The organism is Leifsonia xyli subsp. xyli str. CTCB07 (assembly GCF_000007665.1).
In the GTDB taxonomy this organism is placed as follows: Bacteria; Actinomycetota; Actinomycetes; order Actinomycetales; family Microbacteriaceae; genus Leifsonia; species Leifsonia xyli_C.
Genome location: NC_006087.1, coordinates 182,309 through 196,458, shown reverse-complemented (window position 1 = coordinate 196,458; position 14,150 = coordinate 182,309). Strand labels below are relative to the sequence as shown.

Annotated in this window: 11 protein-coding genes, 1 tRNA gene and 2 pseudogenes; 4 read left to right on the top strand and 10 right to left on the bottom strand. The window is 63.7% G+C overall.

The window, feature by feature from the left end:
• Positions 1-73: 73 nt before the first annotated feature.
• Both LXX_RS00970 and LXX_RS00965 read left to right on the top strand, forming a co-directional pair.
• Positions 74-979, top strand: coding sequence for a hypothetical protein (locus tag LXX_RS00970; RefSeq protein ID WP_041766919.1), 906 nt, complete (start codon positions 74-76; stop codon positions 977-979).
• Between the two features lie 57 nt (positions 980-1,036).
• Positions 1,037-1,552 (top strand): Ig-like domain-containing protein, encoded by a 516-nt coding sequence (locus tag LXX_RS00965; RefSeq protein ID WP_041766917.1) that lies wholly within the window; start codon positions 1,037-1,039, stop codon positions 1,550-1,552.
• Between the two features lie 352 nt (positions 1,553-1,904).
• On the opposite strand, the pseudogene LXX_RS00960 reads toward LXX_RS00965, so the two are convergent.
• From LXX_RS00960 to LXX_RS00925, 10 genes and pseudogenes are all read right to left on the bottom strand, one after another.
• Positions 1,905-2,193, bottom strand: a pseudogene (locus tag LXX_RS00960) (transposase); the annotation flags it as partial.
• 992 nt (positions 2,194-3,185) lie between these two features.
• Entirely contained in the window at positions 3,186-3,728 is a 543-nt protein-coding gene (locus LXX_RS00955) for a hypothetical protein (RefSeq protein ID WP_041766915.1), read from the bottom strand.
• A gap of 119 nt (positions 3,729-3,847) precedes the next feature.
• On the bottom strand, positions 3,848-4,195 hold the full coding sequence (locus LXX_RS15065; protein ID WP_223227675.1) for a hypothetical protein: 348 nt from the start codon (positions 4,193-4,195) through the stop codon (positions 3,848-3,850).
• Positions 4,196-4,513: 318 nt separating this feature from the next.
• On the bottom strand, positions 4,514-5,062 hold the full coding sequence (locus tag LXX_RS15060; RefSeq protein WP_223227674.1) for a glycosyltransferase: 549 nt from the start codon (positions 5,060-5,062) through the stop codon (positions 4,514-4,516).
• 9 nt (positions 5,063-5,071) lie between these two features.
• Positions 5,072-5,197 (bottom strand): hypothetical protein, encoded by a 126-nt coding sequence (locus LXX_RS16045; protein WP_011185258.1) that lies wholly within the window; start codon positions 5,195-5,197, stop codon positions 5,072-5,074.
• Entirely contained in the window at positions 5,194-5,772 is a 579-nt protein-coding gene (locus LXX_RS00945; protein ID WP_011185257.1) for an exosortase/archaeosortase family protein, read from the bottom strand. The genes LXX_RS16045 and LXX_RS00945 overlap by 4 nt, the downstream gene beginning before the upstream one ends.
• A gap of 411 nt (positions 5,773-6,183) precedes the next feature.
• Complete coding sequence (locus LXX_RS00940; protein ID WP_081423040.1) at positions 6,184-8,247, bottom strand: acyltransferase family protein; 2,064 nt, start codon at positions 8,245-8,247, stop codon at positions 6,184-6,186.
• Between the two features lie 198 nt (positions 8,248-8,445).
• Positions 8,446-10,512 (bottom strand): helix-turn-helix transcriptional regulator, encoded by a 2,067-nt coding sequence (locus LXX_RS00935; RefSeq protein WP_041766911.1) that lies wholly within the window; start codon positions 10,510-10,512, stop codon positions 8,446-8,448.
• 630 nt (positions 10,513-11,142) lie between these two features.
• Positions 11,143-12,303: pseudogene (wecB, locus tag LXX_RS13165) on the bottom strand (non-hydrolyzing UDP-N-acetylglucosamine 2-epimerase).
• 704 nt (positions 12,304-13,007) lie between these two features.
• Positions 13,008-13,089 (bottom strand) — tRNA-Tyr (locus LXX_RS00925).
• Between the two features lie 208 nt (positions 13,090-13,297).
• Here LXX_RS00925 and LXX_RS14730 point away from each other — a divergent pair.
• Positions 13,298-13,441, top strand: coding sequence for a hypothetical protein (locus LXX_RS14730; protein WP_176714777.1), 144 nt, complete (start codon positions 13,298-13,300; stop codon positions 13,439-13,441).
• A 58-nt stretch (positions 13,442-13,499) separates the two neighbouring features.
• Positions 13,500-13,988, top strand: coding sequence for a YajQ family cyclic di-GMP-binding protein (locus LXX_RS00920; protein WP_041766909.1), 489 nt, complete (start codon positions 13,500-13,502; stop codon positions 13,986-13,988).
• Positions 13,989-14,150: the final 162 nt, after the last annotated feature.

Here is a 14,150-nt window from a genome sequence, read left to right as displayed (position 1 = left end):
GAATGGCGGCAACGATCATCGCACTGGGAACCGCGCTGCTGAACGGTCTCTCCGTCCTCGGGCTCGGTGTCGGGTGGCACCCAGACCAATCATCTCGGTCCCGATGCTGAGCGGCGACATCTACTCGACGGACTCCGCGCTCGGTATGGTGTACCTGAGGGAGGACGGCAACGTCTACCTGGAGAACGTCACCATGATCAACGCGCCGGCGGGCGTGACCTTCAAGCAGGTTTCGGGAGGCTTGGACACCGGAAACGGCGCGGTGATGGTCGGCGCAATCGCGACCGACGGCACACCGTACTTCTCATACGGCTCTTCGACGTTCGCGCACAGTTCGAATGTTCCCGCCTCGACCTCGACGGTCAACGGAATCTGGTTCCTCGGAGACGAGGGCCAGGTGTACGGTGGCGGCGGCGCGCATATCGCCGCCCCGGCCGACGTCTCGTTCACCAGCATCAGCGCCAGCCAGAACCCGGTCACGGGCACATGGATGGTCGCCGGTGTCACAGCCGACGGCAGCGCTTACGTGTCCGAGAGCATGGGCGACTTCTCGAAGGCTCCTGTCACCGACGTCGAGGAGTCGGCTATCGGTATGGCGTTCCTCAGCTCCGACGGCGACGTCTACACGCGCACCGGCACGAAGATCGCTGCTCCCGCGGGCGTCAAGTTCAAGGAGCTCACCGGAACGATCAACTCCGGCAACCAGGCTTGGATGCTCGGCGCAATCGCGACCGACGGCACGCCGTACTCCTCGTACAACTCCGCGGCGTTCGCGAAGAACAACACGCTGGCATCAGCCGAGTCCAGCGCCAACGGAATGTTCTTCCTGGGCGCTGACGGCCAAGTGTACAGTGGCAGCGGCGTGAAAGTCGCGGCACCGGCCGGCGTCTCGTTCAAGAGCATCTCGGCCAGCGTCCACCCGCTCTCCGGCGCCTGGGAGGTCGGCGGCACCGCGACCGATGGCAAATCGTACACGTAGCGCGCCCTCGGCGCCTTTGCCCAGGTCTCGACGGGACAGGCTGAGACCGTTGCCGGCGTGACATTCGGCGGAACGGCAGCACCATCCACCTCGCAGAACGGCGCCAGTGTGACCGCGGTCACCCCGAGCCACGCCGAGGGCCAGGTCGACGTGGTCGTCACCACCGCGTCGGGCAAGTCGTTCACGCTGGACGATGCCTTCACCTTCACCGCCGACGAGACCCCCGGCAAGCCGGACGCCGTTACGGACCTGCAGATCGCCGGCCCCGATGAGTCGGGCGCCTACATCCTGTCCGGCATGGGCTCCGCGGACGGTGAGGTCACCGTCAAGGACGCTGACGGAAACATCGTCGGCACCGCCACTCCGGCTGCCGACGGCACCTGGTCGGTCACGATCCCGGAGGGCACGAAGGCACCGCTGAGCATCACTCAGACCGTGAATGGCGTCACTTCGGACGCCGTCACGTTCAACGAGGCGCCTCTGCCGGTCGTCTCGCTCGGTGTGGCAGCGCTCGCGCTCGGCACCGCGGGCGGGGACGCTGCCTGGGGAATCCGCCGGCGCCGTAACGCCTGATCGAACGGGTCGCAGATAAGGCTTCCAAAGCCCTGCTGCCTCACAGGGCCAGCTCTCTCGTTTGCCTCGACCACAGCGCGAGCGCTGGAACACTCGCCTGTCGCTCACACAAGATCGCTGGCGCTCGCGCACGCACCGCCTCAGGATCGTGATAGACCGTTCGAGCCGGTGATGGCGCCCAAGCGCAAGCGGCGGCTGGACAGGGTCGATCGGATCGTGCCGTCGCTGACGGTGCGTGGGCTGACCGCTGGAGAGAGCGCTGCGCACGTCGATGAGGTCCGGGTGCGCGGTCACTTCCCGAACGAGGCCGCCGCGATCACATGCTTGTCCTTGCTAACGAGGTCGCTTGACCCAACACGATCTGATCGATCCCACCCAAGCGACTTTTCCGTTTCGGGACGATCACCGGCTCGAACGGTCCATCACGATCCCTCGGGACCTCGATCTCGCCTGGGCCGACCTCGGTCAGCACCGTCTTCGCCCGAGTCCCCTTCCACATATTCGCAGCCATCGGCACTCCCCCCGCGTTCGCGCCCGAGATGCTCTGTCAGCTCCGCCTCCAGCGCGGTCTCGAGCACGTTCCTGGTGAGCTGGTTCAACAACCCTCCCGGGCCAACCAGACTCACGCCCCGCTCCTTGGCCTAAGCGAGCAACCGCTGCGCAAGGTCCTTCTGATCGATGATCTCCCCCGCCACGGGATCAATCACCGCGTCCTCCAATACTCCGGTCACGTCAATCACGACCGTCTCCTTCCCGATCAGACCAGACCCCACACACCGTTATTCAGACAGTCCCGAGGGTCAGTTCAAGACCCTGGGGACCTGCGAGTGACTCAAGGTTGAAACAAGTCGGTGCCGAGGAGTGTGTGGCAGATCTTCTGGTAGAGGAGGGAGTCCTCGTTGGCCTTTTCTGAGTCGGCTTCGACTTGTGGGTCATCCAGGTTCACGACTATGTCGGGGGCTTTCCGGTATTGAAGGTAGTCCGCGATGGCGGTCGCGAGGGGTTCCCAAGCGGGGTCAGCGGCCGCAGCGGCCGCGGCCTCCTCGGAGGCTTTTTCATACTCGGGGATGCCGGGGGCGTTCCTGGGACAATCATGCAGAGTGCGACAAGCCTGTCGTGCTTGATCCTGTCCGTCAGCGAGAACCTCGGCGCCGCCGCGGTCGGGGGTTGGGGTTGGGGTGGGCTTCTCCGACGAAGTTAGTGCGTGGCTCGGTGCGACCGGGGTGGGCGGCTTCGGTGTGCTCTGTTGCGCAGCCGCTGAGCACGAGTGTGGCGAGTGTCGCCGCGGCGACGGTTAGACGCAGATATCTCATGGGTTGCTTATTTCTGTTCGCATGGTCGCTAGGGCGACGATCGCTGCGGAACACACCCAGGCCGGAAGCCGACGAGGCATGGACAGCGCTGAGCCGGTGGCGTGATCACATTGCCCGTTTAAGGCAATGAAAGGAGCCTATCGAACCGAGTGTCTCTGACGTCCGGGACGACGGCGGCGTCAGCGGTACCTCTCCTGCGGACGACGGGGGCGGAGCTGCTTGACCCGTCGGATTCCGAGCGGGCTCCATCCTCGGGCGACGAGACAGAGGAGGGGAAGATGCGAGAGAACGAGCAACGCGAAGCTCAACGATGTGATGCGTCAGGCTTCCGAAGGTGTCTCGGGCGGGAACGCAAGTCCGGCAAGAGCGGCAGGGACCTCAGCCGCGAGGAGCGCTCCGCCCGCTAAGACGAGGAGGTCGCCGAGAACGCCGTTGCTCCCCCAGACGTGGGAGGTGAAAGCGAGCACGACAAGAGCGGCGACCAGTTGCACAAGACCTGCGACGACGGGGCCACGGCCAAGCCGGAAGAGAACTATCAGGACGGCCTGGATGATCGCGTTCATCAGCATGTAGCCGCCGGCGAATGCGGCGATCCAGCACAGGCGGTAGCTGCTGTTCGCTACGCCCAGATACAGGCAGGACAAGGCGAGCACGGATTCCAGAACCCCGACCGCGCTCCACAGCAAACGGGAGTCTCGCAGGCGAACGCTGCGTCGCACGGTCACGATTCGGGCGGCGGCACACAAGGTACACGTGATGAAGGCGGCCGTGAGAACGAACTCCGACCCACGCCGCACCGTGTGGCCGCCGCTCATCCACAACAGCTGGGACGTGAACGCGATCGCGAGAGCATCGAATGCCACCACCGTCAGCAGCAGCGCCCACCCAGCGAGATGGCGTGGTTTCCGCTGTCGGCTGTCGGCTCGCGAGGTCCCGGGTGGTGATGACCGGGCACGATTTCTCCGTGTGCTGCGAGTGTTCATCACGCCTCCCTCGCGACCGCGCCAAGCCCGAGGTTTTCGCCATTCCGCCGCGTCTTCGCCCATCCCTGCTTGCCACGGACAGCGCGATAGAAGGCTCGCGGCGTGGTGATCATGATGTACAGGTTGTAGAAGTAGACCAGGACGCCCCACCACACGCCGGACGCCACCGATCGCTCCGGCGCGGCAAGTCGCCGATAGATCGGACCCCAGATGGCGAACGGAGCGATTCCGACCACCAAGACCAAGATCGTGAGGATCCAGTTCTGCTGCACCCATTCAAGAGGACCGTACGGGCTGCGAATGATGGTGGTGACGAGCAGCGCGTCGACGACGATCCACGTGAACATGGCGATCATCTGAACGTACGGCAGAAACAGATAGTACGCCGATTCCAGGATTGCGGCGGTACTGAAGTTGGGCGACTTCAGAATCTTCTTGAAGTATCCGACGCACTGAATGTTGCCCTGCGCCTATCGGGTGCGCTGCGTGAGCAAACGCGGGAGGTCTTCTACGGCTTCCTGCTCGACGAACGTGTCATGCAGGTGCCGGATCTTGTGCCCGGCGAGCAGGACGTGGACTCCGAGCTCATAGTCTTCGAGGAGAGAACCGTGCCACGGCTCGCCGTAGTGCTCGCGAATCTCATCAAGAACGCTCAGTCGCGTGAACTACCCGTTGCCTCCCAGCCCCACCGTCTCGGTCTGCGTGCGCAGCGATTGCATCGCGGCGACGATCGTTCGGAACTCTACGTCCTGCATGCGGACGAGGAAACGGCGGAAGCGATACTTCAGCCATCCCTCGCGACGGGTGTAGTCGTCACGGTTCTTCATGCGCACGGTGACCTGCGCCGAACCGACCTCGGGATTCGCGAAGGCGGCATCCCCTGCGGCCTGCTCGAGCGCGTTCGCAGCGAGTTCGCCGTCGGCGTCCATGACGCAGACGATCACGCGGGACCGGTCCATGTGCGGCTGGGTGTCAGCCCATGCATTGAACTCGTCGTACGCGGAGTTCAGCGCCGCACCCTTTCCGACACGTGCGTTCGGGCGGCGCCGCTGCACAAGATGCACCATCGGGTCGATGTGCGAACGCTCCTGAACGAGGCGGGAGGTGTCGTCGTCGCTGTCATCGTCGATGACCCATACGTGCGAGTCGGGGAACGTCGCACGCAGGCGAGTCATGGTGTTCTCGATGACGGCTTCTTCGTCACGGCACGGCACGAAGAAGTGCTACGTGAACTGGCTCGGGTCGCCGGCTGCGAAGGGCTTTCGGCGCAGGAAAGGAATGGCGATGAACGCGACGTAGCTGATGAAGGAAATGGTGAGTCCCATGGCGAGGACATAGAGCAACATCATGCGCTCGGGGTCCTCTCTGCACGGTTACGAATCTTGCCGTTGACGATCTTGAGCATCACCGTCACGGTGACACTTGCTCCGAAGATGGCGAGAACGCTGCCGGAGACGACATGCGTCCACCAGAATCCGGCCTCGCTCCAGGTCCGGGTGGCGAGAATGATCAGCCAAATCCGGGCGACGTTGATGATCTCGATCAGCACGAGGCCGACGACCGTTGCGGTCAGCCAGCTTCCCCAGTGCGCTTTAGCGGGAAGAACAATCAAGGCGCTGAACAGCAGAAGCGGAATGATCATCACGAGCGACGTACACTCCATGGTGATCCGGAACGCCGTCCACACAAGATCGCTGGTCTGGACCAGCACCGCGTCTCCCATGTGTGAAGAGATCCGCCCCTCGAAGAAGTTGCCGACCGCTGACACCAGAGTTGCCTCGTAAGCCCGGAACTTCTCCTGTGTGAGGAGGAGGACTCCGACGAGCTCGAGGCATACGACGGCGCTGAGAACGCGCAGCGCAGGCATCCATCGGTTGGTGGTCGAGACGGGTGTGGCCCCGACCCGGCTCTCGACTGCGCTCATCTGCCGGTCTCCTCAATCTTGCGCAGCTTGTACGTACGGAGCATGAGCAGTCCGCCCACACAGGCAGCACAGCCGATGATGGCGAGACCGAGGACCTGGATTCCATCGGAACCCGTTGCCGCGAGAAGCCCTCCCGTTGCACCAATACCGCCGATTCCACCTGCAGGACTGTACATAGCTTTTCCCTTGATCTGAGATTTGTTTGGTTGTGTCAACGGTAGGTTCACGGCCGCTGGGCCATTCGGGGAGGCGAGGGTCTTCACCCGGCGAATCACCCGCGATGCGGTAGGTGCGCACCCGTAGCGTTCCGAGAGCTGAGTGGCACCTGCAGGGCCGCCCGCTCCGAGCTTTGGCGCGCCCGGCACGCGCTGAGGACGTTCGGCGCGTGCCAAAACCTCCTCAGCGTCGCCTCTAGCCCTCGGTGAGCCCGCGGGCGATCTGCTCCACGAGCCACGGAGCCATCGCGGTGAGGCCCTGCGAGGCGAAGTGTGCCCCGTCGCGGTAGACGGGCTCCCCGTTGCTGAAGGTGTACGCACAAGTTCCGTCGGGGCAGACTCCGCCCCTGAAGTCGAGCCGCTTCACGTTAGGATGCTCGGCTATGATCTCATCAGCGACCGCGTCGACTGCTCCGAGACGGGTGGGCGAAAGGGAACCGCCGGGGTCGCGGTGCCTGTCGTTCGACAGCAGGATCAGCGGCTCGTTCCCTGACTCGTGACCGATCTCGACGAGCCGCTCCAACTGTGCCCGGTAGCGGTCTGCCCACGCGGGATCTCCTGGGTCGACCCACTCGCCGGCGATGAGCTGATCGTTCGCATCCCACAAGTTGTGGAGGATGTAGACGTCCGGGCTCTGTTCGGCATTCGCGTCTTGCAGCTTCTCTTGCCAGGGCCAGCAGAGCTTGACGGTGTCCATGACAAAGCCTTCGCCCGACCGTGCGCTGTCTGCGTCGAAGATTCCGCAGCCGCCAGTGGTGACGTTCACGGCCGAGAGCGAGCCCTGGGAGCCGTCGTAGTAATCGGCGAGCGACTCGTACATGTTACCGGCCACCGAGTCACCGATCACCGCGACAGTGACGGGTGTCCCATCGCTCTTCACCGGAAGAGCGATGTTTCCGTCAACGGGGAAGATCGACGCGGTGCTGGAATTCGCGCCCGCTCGGGCAGCGGCATGGTCAACCCGCGGCAGGCTCACTGTCGGGAGGGAGACGGTGAGTGCGACGACGGTGGCTGCCCCGATGGTCGAGGCCACAAGTCCGCGCTTCAGGTTCCATCTCGCTGTGCGCAGGGGCTCAGCCCACAGATAGTGCAAGACCCATGCGACAGCCCAGCTCACGACGAGTCCTATGCCGAACAGCGGCAGCGGTGGAAGTTCCGGGTTGAAGGTCTTCAGCATCCACAGGACCGGCATGTGAACGAGGAAAATCGCGTAGGAGATCACCCCGATGCGCTGGAAAGGCTTCCAGGAGAAGAAGGATCGCAGACCGTTCGCGGGAAAACACAACGTCGACACGAAGACGTCGACGATCAGTGCGACGATCGCAAACCCGCCTTGGTACAACCACGGCTCGTGGTAGCTGGACACCATGACACTGGCGGTTACGGTCGCCGTCAGCGAGACGACGCTGAGGGCGGTGATGACGAACTTGGCTAGTCCACCGGCTTCGGGTCCGGCCCACCGCGGTGCGTACCGGAGCGCCCCCGCGACGAAACACGCGCAGACCGCGCCCGCGATGAATGCCACGGCGCGCGCATCCGTGCCGAGGTACAGCCGATCCGTGTTCGTGCCGTCGTAGAGGAGCGGCGCGACCAGGCTCGCAGCAACGAAGACGACGCCGATGTACAGGCCGAACTTCGTGATGCTCTTTCGTGCGACGAACCACAGCAGAGCGAAAAGCAGCGGCCACACCAGGTAGAACTGCCCCGTTGCCGACAGCGACCACATCTGGCCGAGGGGGATGATGGCGCCGGAAGCTTCCCAATACGCGTTGTCGTTGCCGATCTGATGCCAGTTCGCTACCTGCAGGAGCGAAAAGACCGCGGTCTCTCCCGCTTGTTTCAGTTCACTGACCGTCCCGTAGGTCCACACCAGCAGAAGCACCGCTGTGAGTGTGAAGACGACCGGTGTGAGCAAGCGCCGTGCGCGGCGTGCGTAGAAACCGCGGATGCTGATCCTTCCGCGGTTCACCGCCTCCCGAATCAGCAAGAGCGTGATCAGGAAGCCCGATATGACAAAGAAGGCATCGACACCGAACAGGCCCCGCTCTGACCATCCGGATTGGTACAGAACCACCGAGATGATGGCCAGTCCGCGCGCCCCGTCAAGGGCAGACAAGTGCAGGAACTCTAGTTTGGCACCGCGCAAATTCGATGGCGAGGTGCGGTCGCGGCGGAGTACGCCCTGTGCGGGTGCGGGCGTGCGGTCTCCTGCACGGGAACTGGTCGGCGCCTGCACGTGTGACTCTACGACAGTGCTCATGATGTCCTCCCTCAAAACTTTCCCTCAGGAGAAGGGTGCCGAGCGCGCCGGGGTGAGCGCAGGCCGCGCGCACACGCTCACCCGCTGCTTCACCCATCAAACGAGGTGCGTTTCGCGCGGACGAGATCTGATTGGCGCGCGCCCCATCGCACCTCGGGCCGGTGGTCGTTCGCCGGCGAAGCGACTGTCGCCGGGTCGTTACGCGCTCTCTGGGGCGATCAGTCCCAACTCTGCCGCGCGAACGACCGCATCCTCTCGCGTGTTGACGCCGAGCTTCGTGTAGATCGACTTGAGCTGGGACTTCACCGTGTTCTCGGAAACATGCAGCCTCTGCGCGATCTCAGACCGGTTCTTGCAGGTGACGGCCGCTCTGATCACTGCCTGCTCTCGATCGGTGAGCACAACTTGGGTTCGCTCTTCTAAGGGGAACAGTGACCGATCGCCCTTAAGAGGCGAAACATCGATCACCTCGGCGAGCCATTCAATCGACGCGGCGGGCAGCCACTGCAGCGGTGACCGGTACTCGTTCTCCTCCGAGACGCTCACTGCCAGCCGGCGGTATTCAACAACGGCGTCGGTGGCGCCCAATTGCCTCGATGCCGCACTGGCCACAGCCGCGGAGAGCAGCTGGTCTGTGACGGTGGTGTCGTCTCGGTGGAGTTGGGCGCTGGCCCGAACGAGTGCTTCTTCCGTGCTCCCGCTAACGAAGCTGTACAACGCCCCGAAACCTGACTCTGTGCGTCCATGGTGACGGATCTCACGCAACGCCTCGCCGTGACGGCCGTCTGCCAGGAACAGCAATGCTCGCACAGAGGCCAAATACCGGGCGGCCGCGGGCGCGATCGCGGGCCGGCCGGCGTTCTCAACCTGCCGGCCGAGAACGGTCAGTCCGTCTTGAGGGTCCCCGTCCACAAGCGCACGTAGAGCTCCTACGGCGGCAAGAAGCGGCCAATGCGGGGTTCTTGCGGCGACATCGTGGATGTCGTCGATGATGCGCTGGGCGGTGTTGGTGTCGCCCTGCTCGAGGCTAATCAGCGCGCGGGCGACCTCAGCCGCGTAACCGCGCAGTCCGTTCTTGACCGTCGCGGGCACTCCCATAGCATCGAGTGAGCCAAGCAGGCGGTTCGCTTCACGAATTCGTCCGGCTCTTGCAGCGACAAGCGCTATGACTGCGACGGCGGAGTAGAACAGTTCGCTGTGGTCCTGCGCAACGCTGCTGAGCCTTGCCGCGAGCTTCCCGGCGCCGTCGTAGTCGCCGGCAGACAGAAGACTGCCGGCGGCGCGGAGCATGGCCGCGTGAACGCTGACTCCGGCGTCCATGAGGACGTGACTCTCCAGCGTGTCCACCGACTCCATCAGGCGTTCGGCCATCTTCCGATAACGCCGGAAGTTTCCAAGAACTTGATAGGTGTTGGCGAGGCGTCCCAGATCGATGATGTGAGCCGTCGGACGAGAGCGGTCCACATTTCGAAGGATCTGTCGTGTCGCTCGTTGATACAACGCTGTCGACCGGGAGCGGAGCCCTTCGAAGCGGTACGCGAGCGTGAGCGCGAGCCCGAGTTTGAGGGCCGGGTGCTCCCGCAGCACTTGCGTGCCCACCCCCTCCAGGAGATCGATCACGGTCCGGTGATGCACCCGTGTAGGCTCGTCTGAGAATGCGTCCAACAGCTGTGCCGCGAATGCGTAGTCTCTGGCCAGGATGGCCATCTCAAATGCCCCGAAGTGGTAACCGTGCTGCGCGTGGGCGCGAGCTGTGACCGCGTGCAGGGCGCGCGAACGGAGCGGATCCGCTTGCGTAAGCCAGGAGAGAAGGAGCGAACGCGCCGGGTCGGCGATTGACCAGACCGGGCGGCCTTGATCGTAGTCCCAGTGCAGTAGTCCTAGCGCTTCTGCGTTTCCGAGTGCCGCGTCGACATCGCGACACAACACTGCGAGAGTCTCGCGTATGGCGTAGGTGGGGATGGTGAGTGCATCGAGATCCGCACGCTCCTCGGTCGTCAAACGGCTGAGAAGAGTGTCGAGGTGCATGGCCGACAGCGAATCGACGTCGAGGTGCGTCAGTCCGTTCCTGATAGCGATGGCTGTGGTCGCGGTCTGCCCGCCGAACATGGCCGGCATCTGCGGCGCAGCGTCGCCCGCGAGGCGCCGGCTGACGCTCCGGGTCGCCTCTTCCGCGGTGAGGCGCAGGTCGTCCGCGCCGATGACGATGCCGGTCGGGACGGCGGCGACGACAGCATCGTGTCGACGTTGGCGACGGGTTGACATCAGAATTCGAATCCGGGGATTGCATTCAAGCAGACGGATCACATCGTTCATGACGTGCGCCCACTCTGCGATGGGCACGTCATCGAAGTGAAGATTCAGTGGTCCGTCGACCCGGGGGGATTAGGTTGATGGTGTCGTCGGGATGCGATCGGTTCGCATCCTCTGCGAGCAGATCGGGCAGCACTCCTTCAATTCGCATTCGAGCTGCGACCTGATCCCAGAACTCTTCGCGCGAGTACTCCGAGCTTCTCGGGAGGAAAGTGAGACTCGGCTCGCCTTCCGCATAGACGCTCAGGAACTCGGCGGCCAGCGCAGACTTCCCCGATCCGACAGGTCCTTCAATCGAAATGAACTGCGCCGACCGCATCCGCTCGAGCAAGTGGGGCCTGAATATGTAATCAGCGAAGAGGGGAGATCGGCGTGAGAGCGCCCTTCCATGGTGTGTCCTCACATTTAGGCCCACTGTCGCGTCCAGGACGCTGAGATGTCATGAGGGTACTACCAGAAGCGCTCAGGTCGAGTACTTGGTCACGGCGTATCGGCGGTCGTGTGGTCCTTCGTACTGGGGCCAGGCTGTGAGAGCGCGGAGACGCCCCTCCACACACCGCCCTGCCGGACACAACCCGTTGCTCATACGCTCAAAGATTCTCCAAGTGCCGGCACGAACTCGTCTTCGCGCGTCCCCACACCGAAAAGCTCCGCGATCGCGGCCACTGCCCGACGAGACGCCTGACCGTCGCCAAACGGGTTCGCGGCCACCGTCGACACCTTCTCGAAGGGGCGCGCCAGCATTTCGGTGATGCGATTGTGAATCGCGAACTCCTTGTTTCCGATCAGCTCGGCACAACCGGCGGCGACAGCCTCCGGACGCTCGGTGGTGTCGCGCGCGACCAGCACAGGAACGCCGAAGGTGGGGGCTTCCTCCTGAATTCCACCCGAGTCCGTCACCACGAGCGAGGAGTGGCGCAGGACACGCACCATCGTCAGGTAGTCGAACGGTTCGGTGAGCAGCACGTTCTTCAGAGCGGACAGCTGCGCCTGCGCGGCGCGGCGAAATCGAAGGTTGAGGTGCATCGGAAAGACGACGAGGAGCTCCCGGTACTGACGAGCGAGCGCAGCCAGTTCCTTGCACACACGCTCGATGCTCCCGTCGAGGTTGTCTCTCCGGTGCAGCGTAACGAGCACCACCTTCGTCGAGGCGGATCAAGAAGCGAGCGCGGAAAGTTCAGCCGGCCAGGGCCGCGAAGAGGTGATCTCTTCCGCCCACAGAAGCGCGTCGATCACAGTGTTTCCTGTGACGACGACATCGCCAGGGTCGGCCACGGAGGAGATCAGATTGCTCTTCGCCCGCATGGTCGGAGCAAGGTGCAACGCAGCAACCTGCCCGATCAACTTGCGATTGCCCTCCTCCGGGAAGGGGGATGCGAGGTCACCGCTGCGGAGCCCCGCCTCCAGATGAACGACCGGGACCTGACGGTGAAAGGCAGCCAGAGCGGCAGCCGCCGCGGTGGACGTGTCACCATGAACGACAACGGCAGCGGGTCGCTCGTTTGCAATCACAGAGTCCATACCGGTCGCAACTGTGGAAAACAGCGACGTGAGATCCTGGCCAGGCCTCATCGAGTCAAGTGTCACATCTGGCTTCAAACCGAACGCGGCCTCAACAGGTCGCAGCATGTCGCGGTGCTGACCCGTCGATGTCACCTGCACATCGAGAAATTCGTGAGACGCGAGCTCGCGGATCAAAGGCGCAACCTTGATTGCTTCAGGTCTCGTGCCGTACACAACCATAACCTTGGGCATCTGTTGCTCCTTTTCTCCGAGTCGATACCCTCAGATCACCAGAGCCGTTCCTGCGCCGAGCCGCGGCCCAGCCATATTCACCCGGCCTCTCACCCACCCGAACGTCGCCGAATCCGGCGGCGCGCTGAGGCCTGTTCGACACGACGACCAGACGGGTGAACGGGCGGGTGAGCTTTCCCGGCAAAACCCCGGCCTGCCCGTCTGTGGGGCGATGCTCCAGGGGTGGCAACCGGCTGGGCCCGCCCGGATTGCCACACAACGCGCGGGCAGTTTTCCTTCCATTCTCCCGCGCGGCTCGGGCATTCCCTGCTCGAGCACCGGGACCGCTACGGCGGTCTCAGCGGGGCGGTGTTGATCCCCCAATCATCACCGCCCCGCCTCTTAGCAGTTCTGCCCGGCCAAGAGGTCGGCTGCATCGGGTTGGGTCCGTCCTCGAATGCGGACTCAACCCGGTTCCCGGGCATCTTGACGCCAATCTTGGCCACATTTTCGCTGGGACTTCACGCCGGACATTCAGTGGACGCCGATGCTTCTGGCGACCGAATGCAAAGCGCGTGAAGCAGAGCCGACGGCGCCAGCCAGAACACCTGAAAGAAGCCTGGAAAAGAGAAACGCCCCCGAACCGGAGGCGTTTCTCTATCGCTTTGCGAGTTTCCTGGATCACTTTTGCGAGATCCACGAAAACTTCTCGGTGGCGAGTGAGGGATTCGAACCCCCGAAGTCGTAGACAGCTGATTTACAGTCAGATCCCTTTGGCCGCTTGGGTAACTCGCCGTTCGCTCCCGGTCACCAGTCCACTGCTGACCGAAGGAGCCACATCAGGATACTTGCCGCGCGGCTTCCTGCGAAATCGGCGGCGGACGTCTGCCGGCCGTGGATTCGCACGGGACAGAATCGGGCGGCGGACGCTTCCTCAGTCCCACTTCGCGACACTCCCAGTCTCGTTCCAGCGATGTCGGTGGCCGGGCGCAGAATCGTCGGCATGAAGACATTGGAGATTTGCGAACGGTGCGACGGGACAGGAGCCGACCCGTACCAGCACGGTGAGGAGATCGCCCTGTGCGCCGAGTGCTCCGGCGACGGCTGCCACATCACGTACTTCGCCGAACTGGAACAAACGGCCTGAGCCGCTCCCCCGCCGCCCGGCTACACTGGGATGCTGAGCAATCGAAGGGAGCCGGATCATGGCAGACTCCTCGTTCGACATCGTCAGCAAGGTCGACAAGATGGAGGCCGACAACGCGGTCAAACAGGCCCGCAAGGAGGTCGACCAGCGCTACGACTTCAAGAACGTCGGCGCGTCGGTCGAATGGAGCGGCGAGAAGATCCTCCTCAAAGCCAGCACCGAGGAGCGCGTGAAAGCGGTGCTCGAAGTGGTCGAATCGAAGATGATCAAGCGCGGCATCACACTCAAGTCCCTCGACACGGGCGCCGCCTACCCGTCTGGCAAGGAATTCCGCCTTGAGATCAGCCTCAAGAACGGCATCGAGCAAGACGCCGCCAAGAAGATCGGCAAGCTCATCCGCGATGAGGCGCCCAAAAGCGTCAAGTCCCAGATCCAGGGCGATGAGCTCCGGGTCAGCTCCAAGAGCCGGGACGACCTCCAAGCGACGATGGCGCTGCTGAAGAGCGCGGATCTGGATGTCGCGCTGCAGTTCGTGAATTTCCGCTAGACGCACCCGCGCAGCCACCCCGCGACCGGCGCGTATCCCGCCTGCCGGTGCGGCCGGTGCGGCCGAAACACAACAGGTCGCGCAACGCCCCGCCCACGGCCTTCGTCGTCGGCGCCAGCCGGAGGTTTCGCACTCGGCGGCGCCCTGAACGGCGACCCCTCC